Raw genomic sequence first — 26,499 nt, forward strand, 5'->3', positions numbered from 1 at the left:
GTTTGTTTATATGATTTTCAGTCTTATTATTTAATGTGCTGATCTTTAGTATGCTGCCCGCGATTCTGAGCGGCGGGAACAGGAGCGCCCTTGTCTTTTATGATGACAGGGATTTTGCTTTTCGGGCTACACCCCGCCTGATATATGCCTGTTTGTTAAAAAAATAATTTAGCCGACCCCTACCATCGGTCATTTTGCGGATATACTATGATAGATGGAAAATAAAGAACTGTTACGGCTGATCGAAAAGTTAAAGGCAAAACGGATCGATGCAGGGGAGCTTTCCAGGTTAAAACAGCTGTTGTCAGAAACCGACGCTGCGAAAGAACTATTGTCGGATATGCAGCAGGTCTTCAGGGAGCTGGAACTGCAGCAGGAGGAGTTGCCGGTATTTCCCCGGCAGGAGCAGGTAAAAGCGCGCCTGCTGCATGAGCTGCAAACCGTAAAGCCTTCGTCGGAGAAACGGAGAAGATTATGGCCGGCTGTTGCTGTCGTGGCCGCGGCTCTTATAATGGCCGGTGTTCTGCTGCTTTATAAAAAACGGGAGGCTGCTTCTCCCGGTATCACCTGGCAAACAGTTGAAACAAAGCATGGAGAACGTAAAAAGGTAACATTGAGCGACGGAAGCTCGATTCTACTGAATGGAAATTCAATACTTCAATATCCCCTGGAAGATCTGGAGAATATGCGGGTTGTGAAGCTGCAAGGTGAAGGCTTTTTTGAAATAGCAAAGGATACCACCCGGCCGTTTTACGTAGCCGCTTCAGATTTTGTAACGCGGGTTGTAGGCACATCGTTCAATATTGATTCCAGGATCGAAAAGACCGTAGAGGTGAATACAGGGAAGGTGAATGTGTTCGCGCTTGATGGGGTTCAGTTCCAATCCCGGCTGGAGCATATCCGTACAAACCAGCAGGGTTTCCAGCAACAAATTGATCAGATCAGTTTTAATAAGGCGATCCTTGAAAAGGGGCAAAAGGCCCGGCTAACAGGAAACACCTGGACCGTCTTCAGTTTTAATACCAAAAACTGGCACGACAATGAGCTGGTATACCTGAATGAACCGCTGCGTCAGGTTGCTGAAAAAGCCTATCGTTTTTATGGCGATTCCATTTATGTAAGTCCCGGGCTTTCCAATGCCCGGATCACCATTACTTTCAGAAATAAGGATGCAGAGCAGGTAGTAAAAACACTAAGCGAAATAACCAACGGAAAATTGATAAAAGATAAAAAAAGCAATGTATGGAAGATCCTGAATGAATAAACCATCCCCCAAAAAAAACCAGAAGTGCCAAGGCACTTCCGGCGATGTTTGATCGTGTCTTCAGTCGGCCTGAGAAACTTCCTGAGACACGCTGACGTATTAACAAAGTATCACCTTTATTAACAATGCAAAGATGCGAAAAAAAAGACTTACTTACTCTATCCAAAACCTCAAACAGATTATGCGCATTTCGTTTATGCTATGGGCGTTTCTTTTTACCACCTGTATCGTTCTTGCCAGCAATAGCAGCTACGGACAAAAGGAGCTGGAGCGGACCATTCATGTTAATTTCAGTAATATCAGTCTGCAGCAGGCGCTTGAGAAATTACAGACCGACTACCAGATACCGCTGGCTTACAATAACAATGAAGTTTTTCTGAAAGCCCGGGTGAACTATACGGCCACAAAGCCGGCAAAAGTTATACTGGCCGACCTGTTAAAAAACCACAACATGACTTTTGAGTTGCGACACGACTTTGTCCGTATCATACGCCGCCAAACGCCGGGCCGGCCGGCCTTTTCACAGGATCGCGAAATCACCGGTACCGTCGTTAACAGGGCGGGAGAGCCCCTGGCCGGTGTTTCTGTTTTTGTAAAAGATAAACCGGGCACCGGAACCACCACCGATATCAACGGGAAGTTTGTACTGGTGGTGCCTTCTTCAGCAACGCTCGTATTCCAGATCGTATCCTACAAACCGGTAGAAGTGGTGGTGGGCGCCCAGCGCTCGTTACAGGTAACAATGGAGCTTACAGAAAAGGGCCTGGATGAAGTAGTGGTAGTAGGTTTCGGAACACAGAAAAAGATAAGCCTTGTAGGGGCGCAGTCGACTGTAAAAGCAAAAGATCTTCAGATCCCGGTCGCCAACCTTTCCAATGCGTTATCCGGACGTATTGCAGGTGTGGTTTCCGTACAACGTACCGGGGAGCCGGGGTTTGATGATGCCAGCATCTGGATCCGCGGTATCTCCACCTTCAGCCAGGGACTGAGCGCACCACTGGTGCTGGTAGACGGCACACCACGCAAAATGGCGAATGTTGATCCGGAAGATATTGAGAGTTTCACCGTCCTGAAAGACGCCTCCGCAACCGCGGTTTACGGGGTACGGGGTGCTAATGGGGTGGTGATCATCAAAACAAAAAGCGGGCGTACCGGGCGTCCGAAATTTAACTTCCGGTATTATGAAGGCATTACCGAGTTCACCAAACTTCCGGAGTTCGCAGATGGGATCACTTATATGCAGATGTCCAACGAAGCATTGACCAACCGTGGTGCGAACCCCCTCTACAGTGAAGAGCGGATTCAGAAAACAGCCGGTGGGGAAGATCCTTATCTTTACCCGAATGTTGATTGGATGGCCACCCTGTTCAACAGACACGGGTACCAGCGGCGCGGTAACCTCAATATCAATGGAGGATCCGACCTGACAACCTATTATGTAGGGATCAGCTATTTTGATGAAAAGGGATTGTACAAACAGGATGACCTGGTAAAGTACAATCAGCAGGTGGGTTACAAACGTTATAATCTTACCTCCAACCTTACTGTTAAGCCATCTCAGCTTGCAAAGATAGAATTGGGGATCCAGGGGTATCTTGCCAACGCCAACTACCCCGCAACCGCACAGGCCGATATTTTTGAAGGGGCCTGGTTTATGACACCGGTTGTGCATCCCCCGATGTTTGAAAATGGCACAGTACCCGATCAACGGGCCGGGTCGCTGCAAAATCCGTATGCCATGCTTACCCAGACGGGTTATGCCAACCAGTGGCGCAACCAGCTTTTTTCAAATTTACGGGCAACCCATGACCTGCCGTTTATCACAAAAGGATTGTCTGCCACAGCGATGTTTTCGTTTGATGTGTACAACTACACCAGCATGCGGAGAACAAAACGGCCCGATACATTTCTCGCCACGGGAAGGGATGAGAACGGAGAAATGCAATACGAACAAACCTATGTGGGAGAGCGCTTCTTAAGTTTCAGCCGCAACAGCATCGGGGAACGGACCATGTATGTTGAAGCAGCCCTGAACTATAACCGCTCTTTCAGCAAACATAATACAACAGGGATGTTGTTGTTTAATAAAAGCGACCGGCTGGATGCACAGGCAACTAATTTTATCAACTCGCTTCCTTACCGCTACCTGGGGCTTTCCGGCCGTGCTACCTATAACTACGACAGCCGTTATTTCGGGGAATTCAATTTCGGCTATAACGGATCCGAAAACTTTGCGCCTGAAAGCCGGTTCGGCTTCTTTCCCTCTGTGGGCCTGGCCTGGGTTGTCAGCGAAGAGCCCTTTTTTGGTGATCTGAAGGAGCACCTGCCCCTGGCCAAGATTCGGTTCTCGCATGGTAAGGTAGGCAACAGTAATATTGAGGGCGACCGCCGCTTTGCCTATATCTCGACAGTTGAAGGTACCACGGGGTACGAATTCGGAAAGGGCAGAAACAATACGTTCCCGGGTTACAATATAGGAGAATATGGCGTTAATGTTACCTGGGAAACGGCCATTAAAACCAACCTGGGTATCGATCTCCAAACAAGGAACAATGCCCTCATTTTCCAGTTTGATTTATTTAAGGAACGCCGCGAAGGGATCTTCCTCCGGCGGGGCAATGTTCCCGGCTACGTAGGACTGCAAAAAGCACCTTACGGGAACCTGGGTATCATCGAAAATAAAGGATTCGACGGTTCGCTTACCTATTCAAAAAAGATCGGTGATTTCTCTTTCCAGGTGCTGGGCAACCTGACCTATAACCGGAATAATATTATTGAAAATGACCAACCCGCTCCGTTATATCCCTGGCTGGACCAGCGCGGGCATAAAGTAGGACAACGCTGGGGACTGAATGCGCTCGGCCTGTTCGAATCGGAAGATGAGATCGCCAATGGCCCGCTGCACCCGGGCCTGGTGAAGCCCGGAGACATCCGGTTCCAGGATGTGAACGGCGACGGGAAAATAGATGACTTCGATAAAATACCCATCGGATACGGCACTATTCCCGAACTCGTTTATGGATTTGGCCTTTCGGTTTCCTACGGAAATTTTTCAGTATCCTCCCTTTTCCAGGGTGTGGGCAATGTAGACATCCTGATGAATGGCGAAGGACTGATGCCCTTCTCGGTTTCTATGAGCAGGGGAAACCTGCTGAGTAATATTGAAGACCGCTGGACCATCGACAATCCCCGGCAGGATGCTTTTTATCCCCGTTTGTCCGACGGCAGCCCTAACGGGAATTATAATACCAGCACCTGGTGGCTGAAGAATGGCCGTTACCTGCGTTTAAAGGACCTGCAGGCGTCGTATAAGCTGCCGGAGCGGCTCATTAAACCGGCTGGCCTGTCCGGCGCCAGCATCTTCTTTGCCGGATACAACCTGGTTACCTGGAGTCCGTTCCGGTTCTGGGACGTGGAGCTGGGCGACGGCCGCGGCACACGGTACCCCAATTTAAAAACCTATTCTGTTGGCATCAACGTTAATTTTTAAGCATTACAAATATGAGCTCACTATATAATTATCTTTTAAAAATCCTGATGATAGCAGGTATCGCTGCATTGAGCGCCGGCTGCTCAAAAAAATTCCTGGACCAGGTACCTGACGACATGTTGACCGTAGAAGAGGTCTTTAACCGACGCGATCTTTCCGAGGCATGGCTGGCCAATACCTATAATTATATACGGGATGAAGCACACCGTACCAATGATACGCCCTGGGATGTTTTGTCAGATGATTGCGATGTGTCGCAGCGGAACGCACCCTACCGGGTAAACCTGGGCAACTGGAATGCTTCTTCCAACTACTGGAATTTTTGGGATCACTATTATAAAGGCATTCGTACGGCCACTACCTTCATCAATCACATTGATGGCAACCAGGAAATACTGAAAGAGCGTGAGGGTGCTGCGCTGATCAAACGAAGAAAGGCAGAGGCCCGGTTTCTGAGAGCCTTCTTTTATTCCGAGCTCCTGAAACAATATGGCCCGTTCATTATTCTGGGTGACGAAGAAATTGACCCGGATCTGCCCCTGACCGATCCTGCTATGCAAATGGCCCGGTCATCCTATGATGAATGTGTGGAGTATATTATCGCGGAATTGAATCAGGCGGAAACGGATCTGGATGTTGAACATTATTACAATGGCGATGCCGTACTGGAAAATGATATGGGCCGTGCCAGCAAACTGCTTTGCAAGGCAATAAAAAGCAAACTGCTGCTGTATGCCGCCAGTCCGTTGGTAAACGGAAATACCGAGTATGCCGGCTTTAAGAACCATGATGGCAAGGCCCTCATCAATACCACGTATGATGTGAGCAAATGGGCGAGGGCTGCAGAAGCGGCAAAAGCGGTCATCGACTATGCCGAAACATCGGGGAAGTTGGGACTTTATAAAAAATATACCAATGGGGTGCTGGATCCCTATCTTTCTTACAGGGATGCGTTCCTCGACTCCTGGAACATTGAATGGATCCTGGCCCGGGACAAGAATAACCTGAGCAGTTACCAGCGGTCGTCCACGCCCCGGTTAGCCAATGGTTATGCATCGATGGGGCCCACACAGCAATTGATTGATGCCTACAGGATGGCAAACGGCGAGAGCCCGGTCCTGCGGTACAACAGTGATGGCAGCCCGGTTATCAACAGCGCCAGCGGTTATTCGGAGACAGGTTTTTCCAGTTACCGCGCCCCGGGATCAACACGCTCTAAAAATACGTTCAATATGTATATCAACCGGGAACCCCGCTTTTACGCCACTGTTACCTATAGCGGCAGCGACTGGATCAACACCACTTCCAGCCTGGGGGTACGGGAAATAGAACTGTACTATACCGGGGAATCGGGCAAAGGAGGCTCACATGATTATTCGGAAACCGGTTATATTTTCCGGAAAAATATTTCACCAACCTACCATCCCACGCAGAACAATGTTGCCCGGCCTTTTGTGATGATGCGGTATGCAGAAATACTGCTGAACTACGTGGAAGCGCTCAACGAAGCGCAGCCGTCTCATCCCGATGTGCTGAAATATCTGAACCAGGTGCGTGAACGTGGCGGGTTGCCGGCATTGGCGGGTTTGGATCAGGCGGAGTTGCGCCGGCAGATCCGTACAGAACGGCGTATTGAACTAACCATGGAACAACTTCGGTACTTCGATACGCGACGCTGGAAAATTGCGGAACAAACCGATGCAGGAGCTTTCTATGGAATGAACGTAGAAGGAGGTACTTCAAATTCGGACCTTAACTTTTTTAAGAGGACCCGGTTTGAAACAAGGGTTTTCAGGAAAAGTTTCTATTTTTTTCCCATTCCGCAAACTGAAGTTCAGCGAAATCCCAACCTGGTGCAGAATCCCGGCTGGTAATCTTTATTATCCATTTAATGAAATGATACAATGACAAATAAAATCATAACAACGCCCCGGTTCTTAACCGCCGTTGGTTTATTGGCAATATGCCTGTTGCTGCAATATTGTAAGAAACCCGCGTTTGAGGTGGGTGACCCCGCCACCTATGCGCACGTGTTTATGCCGCTTGCGGGCAACGGGGCGGTAACAAAAAGCCTCCCGATCAAAGATGAATGGGTTCGTTCCCCTCTTGGAGTAGGGTATGGAGGTCCTGCGGAGCTGGATGCCGCCATCGATATCACCCTGACGATCGATGAAACAGTGATTGCTGCATACAATGAGCAAAACAATACCAGCTACGAGCTGCCGCCGGCAGGAAGCTACCGGCTGAGTGGTGACCAGGTACAGATCCCTTCGGGAAAAAACGGGAGTAATTCGGTAGCATTGGAGATCAACCCGCTGAAGCTTGGCGGCACCCGGTCCTATCTCATTCCTGTCAGTATTAAAACGGTCAGTGCCGATCTTTCAGTAGCACCGGGGATGAAAACCGCTTATTTTATTGTGAACGGATTTTATGAAACCAATCCCTTTACACCTTATCCGGTTACTGACTGGGAAATAGCGGATTATTCGGATGATGACTACGATGCCATTGGCGGCCGTGCTCCTTATTGCATCGACGGTGATGTGAACACCTGCTGGCTGTCTACCTACCGGCGGGTCAATGGCTGGCGCCCGGGGCACCCTCATTATGTAACAATCGATATGCAAACAAACCATACCCTGCATGGCATTAAGCTTTACGGACGCCGGGGTGCTTCTTTTGCGTATCTGTTCCCAAAGAATGTACAGATCGAAACAAGTGAAGATGGCACCAGCTGGAGCACGGCCGGTATTTTTACAATAGCGGCGTCTTCTGATGAAACGGCGGCAACGATGTATTTTGAGAAAAGTGTCACCGGTCGTTATACGAAGGTGACGGTCTTAAGCAGCGCCACCGGCGGCGAAACCACGGCTGTTGCGGAAATAGAAGCATTTTGATAAACGGGGGGCATGATGCCCTGGATGGAATGATCGAACAATGACTATGACTGGAAAAAAATATATGTATGTCCTTTTTTTCTTTTTATGCGCCTGCAGCAAAGAAAAAAAGGAAGCTCCGGAAGTGGATCCGCCGGAGCAAAAAGAAGTTACTGTAAAGACAATGACCTATAATATTTACGGCGCGCGCAGCGGCGGTATCCCCGATCTGCAGGCCATTGCCGATGTCATTAAACGGGCAAACCCGGAACTGGTTGCATTGCAGGAGGTGGATAAATTCACCACACGCAATGCGAAGAACGGCGATATCGCCAGGGAGCTGGCCCGGCTTACGGATATGGACTATTTTTTTGCCAAGGCAATCGATACGTATGGTGGAGAGTATGGTGATGCGGTGTTGTCTAAACTGCCGGTGAAAGAAAAAAAAGCCTACAACCTGGAGGTCGATCCTGCCCTTGGGGGAGAACGGAGATCTGTTGCCCGGATCCTGGTGGAAAAGGATGGCAAACCGTTCTATTTTATCAGCACCCATTTTGACCATCTGAGCGACGAACGCAACCGTCTCCGGCAGGCACAGGATTTTGTGGCACTTGTCAGGACTTTTGACAAGCCGGTTATTGTGGGGGCCGATTTCAATGCTTTACCCGCTTCCAATACGATCGGAATGCTCCGCGGCTATTTCTCATTGGGCTGTCTGAACGGGGACTGTACGCAGCCTACCTTTTCCACTACGAATCCCAACCGGACGATCGATTATCTGATCTATGCCCCGCTGAACGCGTTCACCGTCAAATTATACAGTGTTTACGATTGGGCGAATAAAGAATCGGATCATTTCCCGGTGCAGGCAACTTTTACCGTTAAATAGCCCGTTTTACTTTTAGCAGGCGGGACGCTGACGGGTTAGACACCCATGCACACAGAAAGAACAAGGAGTTTCATAACAATATCATGCTCCCTGGCCAGGTAATCTTTCATCGATTTCATGGCCAGGGACATGTGTTCTTTTACCGTATTCGGTGAGATTTCCAGGAACCGGGCGATTTCCTTATGACTTAATCCTTCTTCCCTGCAAAGTTGAAAGATCCGTTTACGTTGAGGCGGAAGCTGCGCCAATGCCTGCTCGTACAGGGCGTTGTAGATGCCCGCCGGTTGCTCGGTCGGCGCGGCGGCAACACGTAAGGTCTCCCGGCGCTGTAAATCGGCCAGCGCATCCGCCGTTCTTGCCTGTTTCTTTAATTCTTTGAACACCACATTACGGGCAATGCGATATAAGTAGTTTTTTACAGGATATTCAGGTTTGACGCGTTCCCTTGATCTCCACAGATTGTAAAAGGTGTCGTGGACCATATCGGCAACAGTGTCCTGGTCCTGGATATACTTCTTGATAAAATTATAGAGCAGCGTCGAGTAACGTTCATAGATTTCCAAAAAAGCCTCGTGGTCACCATTGCTCAGTCGTATGTTAATTTGATATATCAGTTTGGATGGCATCTCAACTTATTCATTCATTGATGAAGGTAAAATCCTCCTGTTAACTCAATATTAAGGCTTCTTTAAACTACAAAACGCCAATGGACAGTTGCACCATGATTTTAGGCGGATCTTTTTTCTGAACCCCATATCCGTATTGATTTCTGAGCCCATTTTTCCTTATTTCAGGCAACGCTGAATCAATAATTTCTATCGTCTTGATGGTAACGCTGATGCGCTATCAATGGCTGTCTCGTTAATAGATCCGAAGGTACGGCATCCTGTTGTAAAATTGCCAAATTCATACGATAAGAAGGCGGCTGCTGATAAATGAAACCCTGACGCATTTACGGAGGGATGCGTGCGGAAACTGTATAAAGCTGGGTATGAATTTTTTGGAAGATGTGTAGCTGGCTTTATAAGGATCATGCTCGTTTTTGTTATGATGACCCGTAAGAAAGGCTGTTTTTTCCGGAACTCCGCTAAAAGAAAATACTATTACAATATCAAAAAGTATCAGCATGCTGAAGCCGGTTGAAGTACTTTTGAAGATGACGATAATGCCGTTTAACGAGATTAAGTAGTTGCATGAAAATAAAAGAGGTTACCACTGTTTTGCTTACGGGGCCCTGTACCCTGGATCCCTACCTGTCCGAAGCACGCAAACTGCGCAGTGCTGCATTTATAAAAATAGAAACAACGGAAGGACTCGTTGGTATTGGTGAAACGTATGGCGGTTATTTTTTCCCGGAATCGATACCGGCCATGGTGGATTTTTTTAAACCCATTTTGATCGGTGCAGATGCCGGCGATATCCGCACGCTGTGGCAGCGGATGTATCATTGCGGCAATTTCTGGTGCAGGGTGGGGTTGGGCGCTATTGCTCTTACCGGTATAGAGGCGGCGCTTTGGGATCTCAAAGGCAAGGAGGCCGGTGTGCCGGTATACCGGTTGCTGCAGGAAGAATATAAAAAAGATTTCCGGGAGACAAAACAACATGAAAAGCTTCCCTGTTATGCAACAGGAGGCCCCAGCAATTATCCGTTGGATAAACTCGCAGGGAAAATTGACTACTATTGCTCGCTGGGATTTAAAGGAGTGAAAGTGGGAGCCGGCGCGTATTACAAGGACCGCGGTTCCGAAATTTCCGGTGAGCCCGAAGCCGCGGCAGCGTTTGAAGCCGCCAAACTCCGTTTTATACGTGAACGGTTTGGAAAAGAGCTGTGGCTGATGCTGGACGCACATATGGGTAATCATACGGCGGCTACCTGGAACCTGGAGACCGCCTTGGCAGTGGCGAAGGCCGTGGAGCCGGAGGAGCTGTTCTTTCTGGAAGAACCGTTGCATTATACGCGGCCCGACTGGTATGCGGAACTGTGCCGCAATACAAAAACACGTATTGCCGGAGGCGAATGCCTTACTGCCGCCAGCGAATGGCAGACGTTTACCGATATGGATTGCTTCCATATCGGGCAGCCGGATGCCGCCTTTGTATCCGGGTTGGGGCCGTTCATGGAAATTGCAGCGCGTCTTTCTGCAAAGAATAAAAGTATTGCGCCCCATGCCTGGGGCGCCGGGGCTGCGCAAATGCAGAACATTCATTGCGGTTTCGCCTGTTCCAATACCGTAATGCTGGAAGTAGCTCCTGCTTATGGTCCGTTGCACAGCGAGCTGATCCGGGATAGTCTCTGTATAAAAGAGGGCTATGTGCTTCCCCCCGAAAAGCCCGGCCTGGGAATAGAACTGACGGATGCAACCATTGCACGTTTTCCGTTCGTTCCGGGGAGTGGGGAATTTAATAGTGTACCGGGAAAAATACTCACCACTTAACTGGACCGATATATGAAAATTCTGATCGATCTGCCCGTATATGAACCGCTGCTGAACCGGTTGCACGCGCTGGAAGGAGTGGAGGTAGTGGTGCTTGACCCGGCAACAGAAGCGCGGGAGCTTCCTGTGGATATGATCCGGGACGTTGACCTGCTGCTTTGCACCGTGCCGCCTTCCAACCATGCGGAAATGAAACAGCTGCAGCTGATACAGATCGCATCTGCAGGTTATACTCAACTTATTGGCCAGGGTTTTGTGCCGCGCGGTGTGCGCTGTTGCAATGCACTCGGCGTATTTGATGTGCCCATTGCAGAATGGAATATCGCCATGATGGTGCAGCTGGCAAGAAATATGAAAGGCATGCAGCAAAACCAGCGGCAAAAGATCTGGAACCGCTCGGCCCGTTTTCAGGAAGAGATCCGGGGGAAAGTGATAGGCTTGTGGGGCTATGGCGGTATCGGCCGCGAAACGGCGCGCCTGGCGAAAGCAATGGGACTCTCGGTGTTCGTATTAACCCGGGGAGGACTGAAACCCAGGATCAACACCTGGCATGTTCCGGGCACCGGCGACCCAGAAGGCCTGCTGCCCGACCGCACGTTTACTATGGAGGAAAAGGATCTGTTTTTGAGCGCCATTGATTTTTTGATCATGGCCATTCCTCAAACGGCCGGTACCGAAGGAATTGTAGGCGAAGCGGAACTGCGATTATTAAAGCCTTCGGCTTTTTTATTGAACCCTGCCCGGGGACCGCTGATCCGGGAAGCGGCACTTATCCGCGCGCTCCGGGAACAATGGTTTGCGGGGGCGGCCCTGGACACGCATTACTATTATCCGCTTCCGCCGGAGCATCCTTTGTGGGAGATGGACAATGTGATCCTTACACCTCATATCTCAGGATCCAGCGCCAGTCCGCATTTCCTGGAACGCGTATGGAATATCTTCTTTGAGAATGTACAGCGCTTCCGTGACCGGCGGCCATTATTAAATGAACTTTCCGCAGATGCGCTTCAGGGAAACTGATAGAAAATACAGATTTATGAAACCGTTCCTGATCATCATACGGGGTTATTTCCTGCTTTGCATTGTTACAGGAGGAAACAGCGGCTACGCGCAGCCGGCGCTCCCGTACGAAAACAGCATCCCTGCGGATGTGCAGCTGTTCTGGAAAAAGACAAGGGAGCAACTGGCCGCCATTCCGCAGGAAGCAGCCGTGGTGCCTGTGAACGAAGCATTGCCCTATAAAAAGTTTTTTATTACCGTAAAAAGCCTGGACAATGTGACGGTTGCAGGATATTTATCCATACCGGTCCGGGGAGAAGCCAGCGCCCGGCCCTGGCCCGTTCTGGTGACCACCTGCGGGTACAGCGGCAACGGACAGGGGGTGCAGCTGAGCGAATGCCAGCGGGGATATGCGGTACTGCAGGTATACCCCAGGGGGCAGGGCATTTCGGGTAATTACTTCACCATAAACAGCGATAAGCTGAGTACCGCTCTTGCCACGCCCCGGGGCTATTATTACCAGGGCGCTTATATGGACATCATCCGGATGATCGACTATGTGGTAACCCGGCCGGATATTGATACCACCCGGATCGCGATGGTAGGTACCAGTCAGGCCGGGGGTATCTCCCTCGCGGTAACGGCGTTGGATCCGCGTATAAAAACCGTGGTGGCGCATGTGCCGTTCTTATGCCATCTGAGAAAGGCGGCAACCCTTCCGTCGCTGGCAAAGACCCTGCTGGACCGCGCGGGCGCCAATAACGAAAAAGCATTCCGCACGCTGGATTATTTTGATCCCTATGTACTGGCGGATGCCATTCAGGTGCCGGCGTTCATAAGTGCAGGGGGTAAAGATCTGTTGTGCCCGGCATCAACGGTCAAAGACGTGTATGATAAAATAAAAAGCAAAAAAGAATACCAGTTCTATCCGGAGCTGCCCCATACCAGTTGTATGGATTCCTATGCACGTACCTGGGTGTTTTTAGACCGGTATCTGCTGAACCCTAAACAATAACAGAACCCGTGATCATCAGCCGGTACATACAAGCAATAAAGGAGCGGTATTATCTGCCGGGCATGGCATTAATGCTGGCAGTGTGCTGTCCGTTTTCCGGAAGCGGGCAATATTCTACGCGTCCCAATATCCTGCTGATCGTGTCGGAAGACCATGGTCCGCATTTATCCTGTTACGGCGACACCAATATCCGCACTCCGAACCTCGACCGGGTGGCGCAGCAGGGTATCCTGTTCCGGAATGCTTATGTTACCGAATCCGTATGCAGTCCTTCACGCAGCAGTATCCTTACCGGTTTGTATCCCCATCAGAGCGGACACCTGGGGCTGACCACACATGGCTTTCATTTTGTAGGGCCGGTTCAGACGGTCTACGCATTGTTAAAGCAGGCGGGGTACCGTACGGGTATGATCGGCAAGCTGCATCTGGAACCGGCATCGCTTTTTCCTATTGATGATCATCCGATCTCCGATCCGAACTACAATAAGAAAGGCCTGGAACGCTACGCTGCATATGCAGAGCGGTTCATGCAGGCGGCGGATACTCCGTTCTTTCTGATGGTGAATTTTCCGGATACCCACTGGCCGTACCAGGATGTGGTGGAAGGCCGTCCGCAGCAGCCGGTTACTGCAGATCAGGTGCGTTCCTTTCCCTATATCGGTTTTGACAACGAACGGATCCGGAACTATACAAAGAGCATTTATAATTGTATGTTGCGGCTGGATGAATGCGTAGGGGAACTGATGGAAAAATTAAACACTTCGGGAAAAGCGGCAAACACACTGATCATCTTCCTTTCGGATCATGGTGATGAAATGGCCCGCGGAAAATTTGATATTTATGAAGCCTCCAATAAAGTGCCGCTTATGGCGGTGTGGCCCGGGCGGATAAAGAAGGGCATTGAATCAAAGGCCCTGGTATCATCTGTAGACATCGTGCCGACAATTCTTGAACTGGCAGGGTTGCCTGCTGCTGAAAATCTTACAGGAAAAAGCCTGGTGCCCTTATTTGCCCGGCCGGCCGGGCCTTACAGGGAATATCTTTTCACGGAAAAGAATGCAGACCAGATCGGGATGTATTATCCCCGCAGGGCAGTTAGGGACAGGCGCTATAAGCTGATCTGTTCGTTGCTTGATGATGGCCGTGAAAATGAAGTGGCGGTGCAATACACACGCAATAGTAAAAAGCCGCGCACCGACGCCGTGGCCGGCTCGCCGACACGGGAGGAGCTGAAAAGCGCGCCCGATTCCATCCGGCAGGCATACCATGATTGGATCCGGCCGTCAAAGTTCCAGCTATACGACCTGGAAAAGGATCCCTTTGAGTTTCATGATCTTTCCGCAGATGTACGCTATACTGCGATTAAAGAGCGACTGACAGCGGCTCTTTTCCGGTGGCAGCAGGATACGGATGATCCGCTCCGGTTTCCGGATAAGCTAGCGAAGTTAACGCAGGAAAATGATACAATGAAGGTTGCAACCGAAATGCGTTGGCACTACCCGGAATATCTCTATAACAAAACCAGTGACGCCCGTAAAAAATGAAAACAGATAAATACGCTGGGGCGGTTCTCCGGCCGGCAACTGATCAGCGGAGCACTCCGGCTGGTGCTGCCGGTATACGGGCAGGAAATCCTGGAGTTGCAGAAAATATAAGGTGGCACAGATGATAAAAAATTATCGGTTGAAATATCATTATACATACAAACAAGATCAAAAACATGAATCAGCATCCATCCAGAAGAAGATTTTTAAGACAGACAGGAGTCATAATGGCCGGGATTCCTTTTGTCAATACCAGCCTGTTTCCGGGTAAGCAACAGGTGGCACGGGAGCATTGGGAACTGGCGCGTAATACGCCGCTTACCGTCCTTAGTGATAACCGCCTGAAATTTGAATACGGGGAGGAACGGATGGTGCTCGATGACGGACTGCAACCTTCCATGCTGATCACGCAGAGGAATACCATTGTGGTGCAATCCCAGAATCATAACAAACCGTTGCCGCAGAAGCGGATCTATTATCCTTTTGCAGTGGATACCGTGGTGTCGAGGGATATGGGCGCTACCTGGGAGAAAGTTCCCCTGCTTCCTGGTAAAAATGATATCAATATCGAGGGCGGGATCATCCAGCTGAAAGACGGAACCATCCTGGGGCTGGAAACCTATGTAACACCGGGCAGCAAGCCGGATACAGGAGAATCACTGCTGTTTTATTCTACAGATGATATGAAGACCATCAAGGGGCCGGTAACCGTTACGTTTGATATACCGGACGCCAATTTTTATGCATCTTCTGATGATGGCGGCCGTCCGCACATAGCCATGCGGCTGCACCGGAGGATCATTGAGCTGCCCAACGGGGACCTGATGACCACTATTTACGGATGGCAGAAAGGAGATAAAAGCCCATCTGATTATGAGGTGCGCATGATAAAAACAAGAGTAATGATCTTCCGGTCGTCCAACAAAGGAAGGCACTGGAAATATGTTTCAGCGATCACCACTATGCCCCAGGCGCAAACCGAAGGTTTTGGCGAACCGGTACTTAACCGGGTGAACAAGGGGAAATATGCGGGCCGCCTGATCTGTTTTATGCGTACGGGCAGGGAACTGTTTAAAGCCTATTCCGATAATGAAGGGAAAACCTGGAGCCGGCCGGAGCCCATTATGTTTGCAGACCGGGATGTATATGCTACTGAAAAATGGCGGGATCTGTTTAAGGACATAAAGCGAAAAGGCATTCCGGTTCCGGAGAATGCGATCGAGATCATCGGGGCAGTAGTGGACCCGGATCTCTGTGTATTGCGCAGCGGACTACTGGTGGCCGCATTTGGGATACGCATACCGGCAAAAGCCTGCTGGCAGAAGTTTGATCATCCCTGGAACGGAAATTACATTGCTGTAAGCAGCGACGGAGGCGATACCTGGAGTAATGTACAACAGCTTACCTCAGGCATTCCCACCACGCATTATATGGCGGTAGAGGAAACCAAAGAAGAGAATAAACTATTTGTGGTGTACGACTGGGGCTGGTGGGGATACAAGGGAGGGCGTTATACCTATGGCCGCACGGTAACCATCCGGAAGCAATAACCGGTTGTAGCGGTGATCTGATTTGCAGCAGCACCGGATTGTATTTACCGGCCGGTAATTTTCCTGAACCGGTGTGGATCCGCGTGGTATAAAAAATAGTTGAAACAAAAAATAATGCGTTAATGAATCGGAAACAGATCCGTAAGCGAATGTACGAATGCCTGCTCTGGATGACCGTATCCTGCGTCACACTTGCTGCTGCAGGACAACAGGCGATCGAAAAGATCGATGGTCCCGACGGGGGATGGCTCCTGCGTACGAGGTCTTCGGCCTATCAGCTGCTGATAACTGCCGATAAAAGAATCTATCCTGTTTATTACGGACCGCTGGCGCAGGCCGGTTATAAAAAAAGATCGGCGGTCTGGACCCAGGGAGTGGAGGAACTGCCGGTACGGGGCGGTTATCCCACAAAGACACCGCTGCTGGAAGTGGTCTTTAATGATCATGTGCGGGATGCCGATCTGGAATATGTATCGGGGGAAGCGATCACCCTGGAAGGCCGGCCGGTATTGAAACTCGTTGAAAAAGACCGCAGGTATCCCCTGCAGGTGACGGAATATATACGGGTGCTGGAAGAATATGATATCCTGGAAAAATGGATCGAAGTGACCAACACCGCAAAGAAAGGGGATATAAGAATACAGAACCTGTTATCCGGAAGCCTGTTCCTTCCTCCGGATGAATATGAGCTGACCCAGCTCTCAGGAATGGAGCTGGCAGAGTTCAAACCCTTCCGCTCCACGCTTACACCGGGCGTAAAGATCATCGAGAACAAATTGTTCAAATCAAACCGGAATATGCCCTGGTTCCTGGTACGCCCCAAAACGGCTGCAGCGGCAGATCTGGGGCCGGCCTGGTTTGGCGCTGTACATTACAGCGGTAACTGGAAACTGATCTTCGACAACCAGGTGGAACGCACCTATAACTCGGCGTTGCAGATACTGGGGGGGATCAATTTCTGGGATACTGAGTGGACATTAAAACCGGGAACATCTTTTGCCACCCCGAAATTTTCAATGGGGTTTACTGTAGGGGGTGAAGAGGGTGCTGCCCGGCAAAATGCGGCCTATATCAGAGAAACCATTCTGCCCGAAACCCACCGGAAATTACTGCGACCCGTATTGTTCAACAGCTGGTATGCCACTACGTATCATTTGAAAGAAGAAGAGCAGGTGGCAATGGCGAAGATCGCCGCGGATATGGGAGTGGAACTGTTTTGTATGGATGACGGCTGGTTTATGAACCGGAATAAAGGCGATGAAGGATTGGGCGACTGGGAAGTGGACCCTCAGAAATTTCCGAACGGGTTACAGCCGATGATCGATAAAGTACATGCCCTGGGCATGAAATTCGGGATCTGGGTAGAGCCGGAAAGCGTGGTGTTGAAAACCGCGCTGTATAAAAAACACCCGGACTGGGTCCTGCAATTCCCCGGCCGCAGGCAGGTGCCGGGACGTGTATTCCTGAACCTGGCGCGAGAAGATGTATACCAGTATTTGTACCGGTCGCTGAGCAAACTGCTTCGTGAAAACAAGATCGATTTTATAAAATGGGATCAGAATACGTATCTTTCGGATCCGGGCTGGGCGGCGGCTGCGCCCGAAATGCAGCTTGAAGTGCGGATCCGCTTCATCCGTAATGTTTACCGGCTGGTGGATGCATTGCGGAAGGAGTTCCCGGATGTGCTGTTTGAAAGTTGTGCCAGCGGCGGCGGACGTGTGGATCTGGGAATGCTGTCGCGGATGGATCAGGCCTGGACCAGCGACAACAGTACGGCAGTAGACCGGCTATTCATTCAATATGGATACCTGGCCGCATTGCCTGCCAACACTATGGTGTCCTGGGTGATCGAAGGCATCGCCAACCAGGTGCAGCTGAATCCGCCCTTATCGTATAAATTCGATGTGGCGATGAGTGGTGTGCTGGGCATCGGGTACGATATCCGGAAATGGACGGCAGCAGAACGCGCACTGGCGAAGCGCAAAATTGAAACGTATAAGCGCATCCGTCCGCTGGTACAGCAGGGTATTTTGTACCGGCTGGTATCACCGTATGTGCACAACCGCTGTGCATTACAATACAACAGCGGGGACAAAAATGCGGCTGCCGTGTTCTGTTATAATCTCGCGGTGTATGTATCCGGAGGTTATTCAAAGACGGCTGATCTGAAAGGAGCGCAGTACATCGACAACGGATCGACCGTGTTAAAATTAAAAGGGCTGGACCCCGCCAAACAGTACCGCATCCGCAAGCTGGGAATAACAGATGACGACGGAGCCGTGTACTCCGGCAGCTTTTTAATGGATGCGGGCATCCAGTGGCCGGTAAAGAATTCTTTTGAAAGTCAGGTGCTCCTGGCAGAAGCAATAAACTAAAAGGTATTTCAACGATGATTACCGGGCATTACTATCACCGCTATCAGGTACGGGAAAACTGGGGAACACCGGCCACGGGAACCTGTCCCGTAAAGGATTGTCATGAAATGGTTATAGATGCCAGGGGGCGCATCTTCCTGCTCACCAACGATACCGCCAATAACATACTTATCTATAACAAAGACGGGAACATCCTCGGTTACTGGGGGCAGGAGTATCCCGGTGCCCACGGTCTTACGATCCATGATGAAAATGGCACGCAGCGGCTTTATATCTGCGATATTGAGCGGCACCAGGTGATAAAAACGGATCTGAACGGACGCGTGCTGTTGGTAATCGGTTATCCGGAGGAAGCGGGCGTGTACCGGCAGGCCGCGGAGTTCTTACCCACAGAATCTGCGGTAGCACCCAATGGCGATATTTACATTACGGACGGGTACGGCTTGCAGTATGTTATCCAGTACGACAGCAGGGGAAACTATATCCGGCACTGGGGCGGGCGGGGACATCAGGAAGACCAGTTCGATTGTGCGCACGGGATCACCATTGATACCCGGAAGGGTGGTTCCAGCCTGCTGATCACTTCGAGAAATCACAATGCCTTTAAACGGTTTACCTTGGACGGACAATACCGGGAAACGATTTACTTGCCGGGATCTTTTGTTTGCAGACCGGTTATAAAAGAACAGTTCCTGTATGCAGCGGTGTTCCGGTCCGGATCCAACACCTTCTTTGGCTCCGGCTATATTACCATCCTTGATGTAAATGACCGCGTGGTGTCTACGCCGGGAGGATCACTGCCGGTATACAGGAACGGAAAACTGGAACCGCAATATAAAGAAGAAGCGGTATTTATTCACCCGCATGATGTATGTGTGGATGAAAATGAAAATGTGTATGTGTGCCAGTGGAATTCAGGACAAACCTATCCCATTCTTTTGGAGCGGGTATAATTAATCATAAACAGATGCAACCATTAAAAGCAAATGAAATCGTAGGAACCTGGGGTACGCTGTTGCTACCGATAGGGAACGATGACAGCATTGATCAGGAACTGCTGTCGTCTGAAATACAAACGTTGATCGCCGCAAAAGTAAATGGCATTTACTCCAATGGAACGGCGGGCGAATTTTATAACCAGACAGAGGAAGAATTTGAGCTGATCAGCCAACTGCTTGCCGATGCGTGCAACGCAGCAGAAATGCCTTTTCAGATCGGATGCAGCCACACAGGACCCAAACAAACCCTGGAACGCATTAAGCGGATACGGCCGCTGAAACCCGGTGCCATACAGGTGATCCTCTCCGATTGGTTTCCGCCATCCCGCCGGGAGATACTTAAATTCCTGGAAGGGGTTTGCAATGCTGCGGAAGATATCGGGATAGTATTGTATAACCCGCCACATGCAAAAGTGATACTGAGTCCTTCGGATTACGCTGCGATCTTAAAGGAGGGGATCCCGCTGGTAGGTTGTAAAACAGCCGGCGGTGATGCGCAATGGTATACGGCCATGAGTGCCCTTCAGGATTTCTCTGTGTTTATACCGGGACATCATCTTGCCACCGGCATCCGGCAGGGTGCTCACGGGTCCTATTCAAATGTTGCATGTCTGCACCCGGCCATAGCCCGGAGCTGGTATGAAGACATGAAAACAGATATGGAAAAAGCCTTGTTGTTTGAAGTGCGCATCCGGCAGTTTATGGAAAAGCATATCGTTCCGCTGATCAAAGAAGAAAAATATTCCAACCAGGCTGTTGATAAATTACTGGCCTGGATCACCGGCTGGGCTGCAATGCCTTTGCGGCTGCGGTGGCCCTACAGCAGCGTTACAGAAGAAGAGGCGCTGAGGGTACGGGATCATTGCCGCGACCTGCTTCCGGAGTTTTTCGAAACGGTAACCGCCTGATTTAAAATGAAACGGCAACCGATGAGGGATCAGGATAACCGGGAGCGCTGTTATTTTCGCACAGTTCTGTTGCTGCCTGCGGTGTTCCTGTTTTCCGGTTGTACTATGAATAATAAAATTCAGGTAAAAAAAGAAGCCGGCGCCGTTGTTGTGCCCTTTAATGATCCGCGCATCCGGTATGAAGGCCGCATTGATGAAAGTGATCCGCAGGCCGCCACGCTTTGCTGGTCGGGTACCAGCATGGAGATGACCTTCACCGGTACGGGTATCAGCGCTGTATTAAAGGACTACAGTGGTCAGAATTATTTTAATATAATCGTGGATGGTGACACTGCTGCCATCAAAAAGATCCGGATTGATAGCGTAAAAAAAAACTATATACTGGCGAAAGACCTGGCACCGGGAAAACATCATATACTACTTTTTAAACGTACGCAGATCAACAGGGAATACAACCGCGGGTATACAAAATTTTATGCGGTACAGTTGGCACCGGGCGGGATGCTGCTAAAGAATCCGCCGCGCTCAAAGCGGAAGATGGAGTTTTATGGGAACTCCGTTACTTGTGGCCATGCGGTGGAAGACAGCTCCGGCAGCGATTCGGGTGCCGGTATTTACGAAAACAATTACCGGTCCTATGCTGCCGTCACGGCTAGGCATTTTAATGCAAGATACCGTTGTATCGCAGAGAGCGGCATCGGGCTGCTATCTGGGTTCCGGAAGGAGCGGATGCCGGAGATTTATAACCGGATCAATCCTTTTGAGCCGGCGGTCCGCTGGGATTTTTCATTGTACCAGCCGGATGTGGTGGTGGTGAATTTATTGCAGAACGATGAAGCCGTGATCGGCAACCCGGAAAGCGAAGCGTTTCGCCGCTGGTTTGGAAACAACCCGCCGTCAGCTGATGCGATCATCCGCGCCTATGCCGGTTTTATCCGCAGTTTACGAAGACATTATCCCGCTGCGCATATTGTTTGTGTGCTGGGTAATATGGGCATTACCCGTCCCGGTTCACCCTGGCCCGGGTATGTGCAGGAGGCGGTTGCCACACTTGCAGATAAGAAAATATACACCCATTTCTTTCCCTATAAAGGCACTCCGGGCCATCCACTGATAAAAGAGCATGAAGCGATGGCGCAAAGCCTCATCCGGTTTATAAGTAAAACAACCGGATGGTAATTCAGGTGCGGAGCAATTAGGATCCGCTGTTAATGACCCCTTAAAAGAAAATACAAAAAAGCAACAGGATCGTATCATAATGCAGGATGTTTAAACTGTAATTTTCACTATCAATAACGGTTTAAAAAAAAGTGCATTATGACTGTATTTTATCGAATGGTGTACCGGCGGGTTGGTACCGGAAAAAAATGGAGGATCTCCGTACTGCTGGGAATCGTTGCATTTGCGTTTTCCGGGACGGCTTTTTCGCAGGTAACAGGTACTGTAAAGGATGGGAGAGGTATCTCCCTTCCCGGGATCACGGTAACGGAAAAAGGGACAACGCGTTCTGCGATGAGCGGCAGCAATGGAAAGTATTCCATAACGGTATCCGGTAAAGAAGATACGCTGCTGTTCACCGGTACAGGATATATGGCACAGGAAGTTCCTGTGGCCGGCAGAAGTATCATTGATGTAACGATGGAGGAACAGGTATCCCGGTTGGAAGAAGTGGTGGTGATCGGATACGGTTCCCAGTCGCGGGAAAAGCTTACCACCGCAGTGGCCAAGCTGGACAATAAAGTACTGCAGAATGCCACGTTTACCAATGTGGGCGCGGCACTTGAAGGAAATATACCGGGGCTCCAGGTACAATCCACCGGAGGAGGCCAACCGGGAGCGGCGCCGCGGATCATTTTGAGGGGAGGCACCTCCATCAATAACCCCAACGGAGCAGCCCCGCTGTACATCGTGGACGGCGTGATACGTCCGAACGGACTGAACGATGTCAATGCGCTTTCGATCGAATCGGTACAGGTACTGAAGGACGCAGCATCAACGGCCATCTATGGTGCGCGCGGATCAAATGGTGTGATCATTGTAACTACCAAAACAGGTAAGGCCAACCGTACATCGATCGGCTATTCCTTTAACGGATCCTTCGGAGAGCCCACCCGTTTGCTGAAATACGCAAATGCGGAGGATTACATTTATTATAACCGGTTGGGTACACAGGCCGCGGCAGCATATACGCCCAGTCTCATTACCCGGCTCGGACTGGCAAATGCCTCGGGTACAGGGAACGATCTTACCGATAAAACGCCGTATACCGTCATGTACCTGACACCCGAGAATGAATACAAACTGAAACAAGGATGGAAGAGTATGCCGGACCCGATCGACCCTACAAAGACACTGATCTATGATGATACCAATTACCAGGACCTGATCTACCGGAACGCGTATACTTACGATCACTACCTCGAAGCGTCGGGTGGCAACGACAGGGGCAGTTTCTACACAGGACTGGGGTATACACGTTCGGAAGGAACGGCAACGATTACCGACTACAACCGGCTTAGTTTTAATTTCAATGGCAGCTACCGCATCTTTGATAACCTGCGGATCAACGGCGGCGTACAGTACATCAACCGCAACAGCAAGACCATATCGAGTCTGGCCAATGTTTTTTACCGTTCCGCCTCACTTCCCGGTACGGCAAAATACCAGTTTGAAGACGGAACGATTGCACCCGGACAAAACCAGTCCATCGGTAATCCCGATTATTTTTTCAAAGGAGCTTATGCACCGAAGGGTAATTCGGAGTTTGAAACATCCACCTATCTGCTGGGAGCGAAATGGGACATCACCAGGGAATTATCCTTTGAACCCTTGCTTTCTTTAAATAAAGATATCGCACCCAGCTATAGTTTTCAACCGGCAGCATTGCTGAACGGGATCGGTCCGATGGTGACCACAAGGAACACTTCCTCCAGCATTACAAGGAATACACAATACCAGGCCGACGGGGTGTTGACCTACAAACATATCTTCGGTGGAAAACATAACCTGGAAGTAAAAGGAGGATTTTCTCACTACTTCAGAAGAAATACATTTTTTTCGGCAACCGGTCAGAATGCAGCCACAGACCTGATCCCAACGCTGAATAGTGCGGCATTGCCAACAGCAGTGAACAGTACGATCTCTGATCTTGCCATCCAGAGTCTGTTCTCACGGATCAATTATGACTATGAAGGCAAATACCTGCTGTCGATCAATGCGCGGTACGACGGAGCTTCCAATCTCGGCGAAAATAATAAGTTCGGTTTTTTCCCCGGCGTATCCGCGGGCTGGAATGTAGACCGTGAAAAATTCTTTGAGGGTATCGCCAAAGTACTGCAGTTGAAATTGCGCGCCAGCTATGGAGTGAACGGTAATATCTCCGGCCTGGGCGATTTTCAGCCCTATGGAAGCTATATCACTACCGGCGGTCTGTATGGCGGTCAGTCCATCATCAGGGCCGCGGATCTTCCCAACCAGGACCTGCAGTGGGAGCGTTCCAAGACCGTCGATATCGGTGCCGATATCGGTTTCTTTAACGGCCGGGCCAGTATTATTGTTGATTATTATAACCGGAAAACCGACAACCTGCTGACGACGGTAAGCCTGCCGGCATCTACCGGGTTCGCCAGTATCTTCACCAATTTGGGAAGCCTTCAGAATAAAGGATTTGAAATAGAACTGAACGGAAACGTGCTCCCGCCTTCCTCTGAATTCAGATGGAATGTTTCATTCAATGCAGCGCATACAACAAGGAAGATCCTGAAATTACCGGATAACGGTATTCCCCGCAACCGGGTAGGAGGCGAATATGTTTGGGATCCTTCCATCGGTGATTATGCCTATCTGGGCGGGCTGCAGGAAGGGGGACGCATCGGGGATATGTTTACCTATAAACAGATTGGAGTCTATGCAACCGATGAAGAAGCGGCAAAAGCGATACCTGATAATGTGCCCACCAATGCCAATAAATTCAAACGCGGCGGTGATGCGATCTGGCAGGACACGGATGGGAATGGGGTCATTGACAGCCGGGACCGCGTTTATATCGGTAACCCGTATCCTTCCTGGACCGGTGGATTTAATAATTACTTTACCTATAAGGGTATCGGGCTAAACATCCGCACGGACTTTACCACCGGCAATACCATTTATAATTATCCTGCAGCATTTGCCAATGCACAGGCCCAGGGTGACGCATTGCCGCTGCAAAGCTATATCGATAATATGTGGAAGAAGCCGGGTGATGTGACCATGACGCCGCGTTATGTATGGCAGGATCAGCCGTCGAATATTTTCCGAGGGAATAACTTCTATTATGAAAAAGGCGACTTTCTTTGCCTGCGGCAGATAGCGGTCAGCTATACCTTCCCCAGGTATATCAATAAGATCCATCTGAGCAATCTGAAGGTGTTCTTCTCCGGTAACAACCTGTATTACTTCACTGCCTTTACGGGCATCAATCCGGAGGACGGGGGACAGGACAACGGCCACTATCCCGTTACCAGGACCTATACCCTTGGAATCAGCGCTACCTTTTAATTTAAAAAACAGTATGATGAACAATAAAAAAATCCTCTTTTTAATAATGGGCTGTATCCTTTTATTCAATTCCTGTCGAAAGGGAATCGAAACGGAGCCGGTGAGCATTATAACCACCGCCACTTTTTTCAAAACACAGGATGATGTTTTGGGCGTGCTCCGTGGGATGTATTTTCAGCTCCGGATACCGGCTTCCGGTGATCTGTATTTTATGGGCGAGGGCCGCAGCGATATCCTTACATCAGCGGCGGCAGGCACGCTGACCTTCGACCGGTATTATAATAATACCCTGAATGTGACCAACCCCGGGCCGAACTGGATGAGTCTTTATACCGTGGTGAATACGGCGAATCTCCTGTTGAAATATACACCGGATATCACGTTCTCTTCGGATGCGGCCAAAAACAATGTGCTGGCACAGGCCTATACCATGCGTGCCTTTATTTATTTCTCACTCGTGCGTACCTGGGGCGGTGTGCCCATCCGTACGGAACCTACAGAAAAATATGATCCCCAAACGATACAGGTGGCGCGATCCGGAGAGGACGAGGTTTTTCAGCTTATTAAAGATGATCTTGAAAAGGCCCTGGCATTGTATCCGGATAATACGATTGATGCGACCCGGTCTTACTGGAACAAAGCTGCAGCCAATGCACTGAAGGGAGAAGTATACCTGTGGACCGGTAAACTGAGAAGTGGAGGTGCCGCCGATTTTAATACGGCTTTAACGGCGCTCACTGATGCAAAGAGCAGTGATGTACAGCTATTGCCGAATTATGGAGATATTTTCAGTTATACCAATAAAACAAATAAAGAAGTATTGATGGCGGTGCGGTTTCAGCTGCTGGACCAGGCCCCCAATAATTACTTTACCAATATGTACCTGATCAACTTTTCCAATCTGCCGGCCGCGGCGCAAACGGTGATCGGGGCCCAGGGCGGAAACGGCAGTGTGATGCAGATACGGGAACCGGTGCGGAATCTGTTCACCTCTGACGACCAGCGCCGGAATGCCACGTTCTATGAGTTGTATGATAACTCCAATAAGTTCATCAGTGCGCTTACCATGAAAGGTCGGGGTGTGGTGGACGGAGGGACCCGGTATTTTTTAACAGATGTGATCTTATACCGCCTGGCTGATGTACTGCTTCTTATTGCAGAAGCAAAGAATGCGCTGGGACAGGATCCTTCCGCCGAGATCAACCAGGTGCGGCAGCGCGCCTATGGCGCGGACGCGGCCACACATCTGTTCGTAAACGGATCTAAAGAAGCCAATGACGCTGCCATACTTAAAGAACGTTTGTTAGAATTTTGTACGGAAGGTAAGCGCTGGTGGGACCTGATACGTTTCAATCAGGTATTCAATATGGTGCCTTCATTGCAGGGCAAAGAGGGGGATAAATACCTGCTGCTGTTCCCGGTCGGACAAACAATCCGCAGCCTGGAACCCCTGGTAACAGAGAATCCCGGGTGGGAATAAGCCATGCAACCGGTATTTTTAAGCGGATTATAAACAAAAGCCACTGATAATATTTAAAACTAAGAAACACAGAACAATGAATCGTTTATACAACGTCTCCTCTAAAGGGAGACGTTTTTTTTTGAAAAAATTTCAAT

The 26,499-nt window shown here is 49.9% G+C and carries 17 protein-coding genes; 16 read left to right on the plus strand and 1 reads right to left on the minus strand.

Going from position 1 to position 26,499, the window contains the following annotated elements; translation table 11 throughout:
* Window positions 1-214: 214 nt before the first annotated feature.
* From K7B07_RS18445 to K7B07_RS18465, 5 genes are all read left to right on the plus strand, one after another.
* Window positions 215-1,264: a FecR family protein gene (locus K7B07_RS18445; RefSeq protein ID WP_223712002.1), complete on the plus strand. Its 1,050-nt coding sequence runs from the start codon at window positions 215-217 to the stop codon at window positions 1,262-1,264.
* Window positions 1,265-1,445: 181 nt separating this feature from the next.
* The gene (locus K7B07_RS18450) at window positions 1,446-4,754 is read left to right on the plus strand and encodes a SusC/RagA family TonB-linked outer membrane protein (RefSeq protein WP_223712003.1); all 3,309 of its coding nucleotides are present in this window, start codon (window positions 1,446-1,448) and stop codon (window positions 4,752-4,754) included.
* Between the two features lie 11 nt (window positions 4,755-4,765).
* Window positions 4,766-6,628 (plus strand): RagB/SusD family nutrient uptake outer membrane protein, encoded by a 1,863-nt coding sequence (locus tag K7B07_RS18455; protein WP_223712004.1) that lies wholly within the window; start codon window positions 4,766-4,768, stop codon window positions 6,626-6,628.
* Between the two features lie 30 nt (window positions 6,629-6,658).
* Complete coding sequence (locus K7B07_RS18460; RefSeq protein WP_223712005.1) at window positions 6,659-7,651, plus strand: BT_3987 domain-containing protein; 993 nt, start codon at window positions 6,659-6,661, stop codon at window positions 7,649-7,651.
* Between the two features lie 64 nt (window positions 7,652-7,715).
* On the plus strand, window positions 7,716-8,519 hold the full coding sequence (locus tag K7B07_RS18465; protein WP_223712006.1) for an endonuclease/exonuclease/phosphatase family protein: 804 nt from the start codon (window positions 7,716-7,718) through the stop codon (window positions 8,517-8,519).
* Between the two features lie 35 nt (window positions 8,520-8,554).
* Here K7B07_RS18465 and K7B07_RS18470 read toward each other — a convergent pair whose 3' ends face one another.
* The gene (locus K7B07_RS18470; RefSeq protein ID WP_223712007.1) at window positions 8,555-9,145 is read right to left on the minus strand and encodes an RNA polymerase sigma factor; all 591 of its coding nucleotides are present in this window, start codon (window positions 9,143-9,145) and stop codon (window positions 8,555-8,557) included.
* A 567-nt stretch (window positions 9,146-9,712) separates the two neighbouring features.
* Between K7B07_RS18470 and K7B07_RS18475 the strand changes: the two genes are divergently transcribed.
* The 11 genes from K7B07_RS18475 to K7B07_RS18525 all read left to right on the plus strand — a co-directional run bounded on the left by K7B07_RS18475 (window position 9,713) and on the right by K7B07_RS18525 (window position 26,362).
* On the plus strand, window positions 9,713-10,954 hold the full coding sequence (locus tag K7B07_RS18475; RefSeq protein WP_223712008.1) for a mandelate racemase/muconate lactonizing enzyme family protein: 1,242 nt from the start codon (window positions 9,713-9,715) through the stop codon (window positions 10,952-10,954).
* Between the two features lie 12 nt (window positions 10,955-10,966).
* Entirely contained in the window at window positions 10,967-11,974 is a 1,008-nt protein-coding gene (locus K7B07_RS18480) for a D-2-hydroxyacid dehydrogenase (RefSeq protein ID WP_223712009.1), read from the plus strand.
* Between the two features lie 16 nt (window positions 11,975-11,990).
* Window positions 11,991-12,968, plus strand: a complete 978-nt coding sequence (locus K7B07_RS18485; RefSeq protein WP_223712010.1) for an acetylxylan esterase — start codon at window positions 11,991-11,993, stop codon at window positions 12,966-12,968.
* Window positions 12,969-12,976: 8 nt separating this feature from the next.
* Window positions 12,977-14,512 (plus strand): sulfatase family protein, encoded by a 1,536-nt coding sequence (locus K7B07_RS18490; protein WP_223712011.1) that lies wholly within the window; start codon window positions 12,977-12,979, stop codon window positions 14,510-14,512.
* Between the two features lie 176 nt (window positions 14,513-14,688).
* Window positions 14,689-16,062 (plus strand): sialidase family protein, encoded by a 1,374-nt coding sequence (locus K7B07_RS18495; protein WP_223712012.1) that lies wholly within the window; start codon window positions 14,689-14,691, stop codon window positions 16,060-16,062.
* Window positions 16,063-16,184: 122 nt separating this feature from the next.
* Window positions 16,185-18,437, plus strand: coding sequence for an alpha-galactosidase (locus tag K7B07_RS18500; protein ID WP_223712013.1), 2,253 nt, complete (start codon window positions 16,185-16,187; stop codon window positions 18,435-18,437).
* Between the two features lie 14 nt (window positions 18,438-18,451).
* Window positions 18,452-19,390, plus strand: coding sequence for an NHL repeat-containing protein (locus K7B07_RS18505; RefSeq protein WP_223712014.1), 939 nt, complete (start codon window positions 18,452-18,454; stop codon window positions 19,388-19,390).
* Between the two features lie 14 nt (window positions 19,391-19,404).
* Window positions 19,405-20,343 carry a dihydrodipicolinate synthase family protein gene (locus K7B07_RS18510; RefSeq protein WP_223712015.1) on the plus strand — a complete coding sequence of 313 codons (939 nt, stop codon included), beginning with the start codon at window positions 19,405-19,407 and terminating at the stop codon, window positions 20,341-20,343.
* Window positions 20,344-20,448: 105 nt separating this feature from the next.
* Window positions 20,449-21,522, plus strand: coding sequence for an SGNH/GDSL hydrolase family protein (locus K7B07_RS18515; protein WP_223712016.1), 1,074 nt, complete (start codon window positions 20,449-20,451; stop codon window positions 21,520-21,522).
* Between the two features lie 138 nt (window positions 21,523-21,660).
* Window positions 21,661-24,882 carry a SusC/RagA family TonB-linked outer membrane protein gene (locus tag K7B07_RS18520; RefSeq protein WP_223712017.1) on the plus strand — a complete coding sequence of 1,074 codons (3,222 nt, stop codon included), beginning with the start codon at window positions 21,661-21,663 and terminating at the stop codon, window positions 24,880-24,882.
* 16 nt (window positions 24,883-24,898) lie between these two features.
* Window positions 24,899-26,362 carry a RagB/SusD family nutrient uptake outer membrane protein gene (locus K7B07_RS18525; RefSeq protein ID WP_223712018.1) on the plus strand — a complete coding sequence of 488 codons (1,464 nt, stop codon included), beginning with the start codon at window positions 24,899-24,901 and terminating at the stop codon, window positions 26,360-26,362.
* The last annotated feature ends 137 nt before the right edge of the window (window positions 26,363-26,499 follow it).

It is taken from the genome of Niabella beijingensis (assembly GCF_020034665.1).
GTDB lineage: Bacteria > Bacteroidota > Bacteroidia > Chitinophagales > Chitinophagaceae > Niabella > Niabella beijingensis.

Bases quoted from the DNA above. Each gene is read 5' to 3' on its own strand.
- K7B07_RS18445 (WP_223712002.1), top strand. From the start codon at position 215: ATGGAAAATAAAGAACTGTTACGGCTGATCGAAAAGTTAAAGGCAAAA.
- K7B07_RS18450 (WP_223712003.1), top strand. From the start codon at position 1,446: ATGCGCATTTCGTTTATGCTATGGGCGTTTCTTTTTACCACCTGTATC.
- K7B07_RS18455 (WP_223712004.1), top strand. From the start codon at position 4,766: ATGAGCTCACTATATAATTATCTTTTAAAAATCCTGATGATAGCAGGT.
- K7B07_RS18460 (WP_223712005.1), top strand. From the start codon at position 6,659: ATGACAAATAAAATCATAACAACGCCCCGGTTCTTAACCGCCGTTGGT.
- K7B07_RS18465 (WP_223712006.1), top strand. From the start codon at position 7,716: ATGTATGTCCTTTTTTTCTTTTTATGCGCCTGCAGCAAAGAAAAAAAG.
- K7B07_RS18470 (WP_223712007.1), bottom strand. From the start codon at position 9,145: ATGCCATCCAAACTGATATATCAAATTAACATACGACTGAGCAATGGT.
- K7B07_RS18475 (WP_223712008.1), top strand. From the start codon at position 9,713: ATGAAAATAAAAGAGGTTACCACTGTTTTGCTTACGGGGCCCTGTACC.
- K7B07_RS18480 (WP_223712009.1), top strand. From the start codon at position 10,967: ATGAAAATTCTGATCGATCTGCCCGTATATGAACCGCTGCTGAACCGG.
- K7B07_RS18485 (WP_223712010.1), top strand. From the start codon at position 11,991: ATGAAACCGTTCCTGATCATCATACGGGGTTATTTCCTGCTTTGCATT.
- K7B07_RS18495 (WP_223712012.1), top strand. From the start codon at position 14,689: ATGAATCAGCATCCATCCAGAAGAAGATTTTTAAGACAGACAGGAGTC.
- K7B07_RS18500 (WP_223712013.1), top strand. From the start codon at position 16,185: ATGAATCGGAAACAGATCCGTAAGCGAATGTACGAATGCCTGCTCTGG.
- K7B07_RS18505 (WP_223712014.1), top strand. From the start codon at position 18,452: ATGATTACCGGGCATTACTATCACCGCTATCAGGTACGGGAAAACTGG.
- K7B07_RS18510 (WP_223712015.1), top strand. From the start codon at position 19,405: ATGCAACCATTAAAAGCAAATGAAATCGTAGGAACCTGGGGTACGCTG.
- K7B07_RS18515 (WP_223712016.1), top strand. From the start codon at position 20,449: ATGAATAATAAAATTCAGGTAAAAAAAGAAGCCGGCGCCGTTGTTGTG.
- K7B07_RS18520 (WP_223712017.1), top strand. From the start codon at position 21,661: ATGACTGTATTTTATCGAATGGTGTACCGGCGGGTTGGTACCGGAAAA.
- K7B07_RS18525 (WP_223712018.1), top strand. From the start codon at position 24,899: ATGAACAATAAAAAAATCCTCTTTTTAATAATGGGCTGTATCCTTTTA.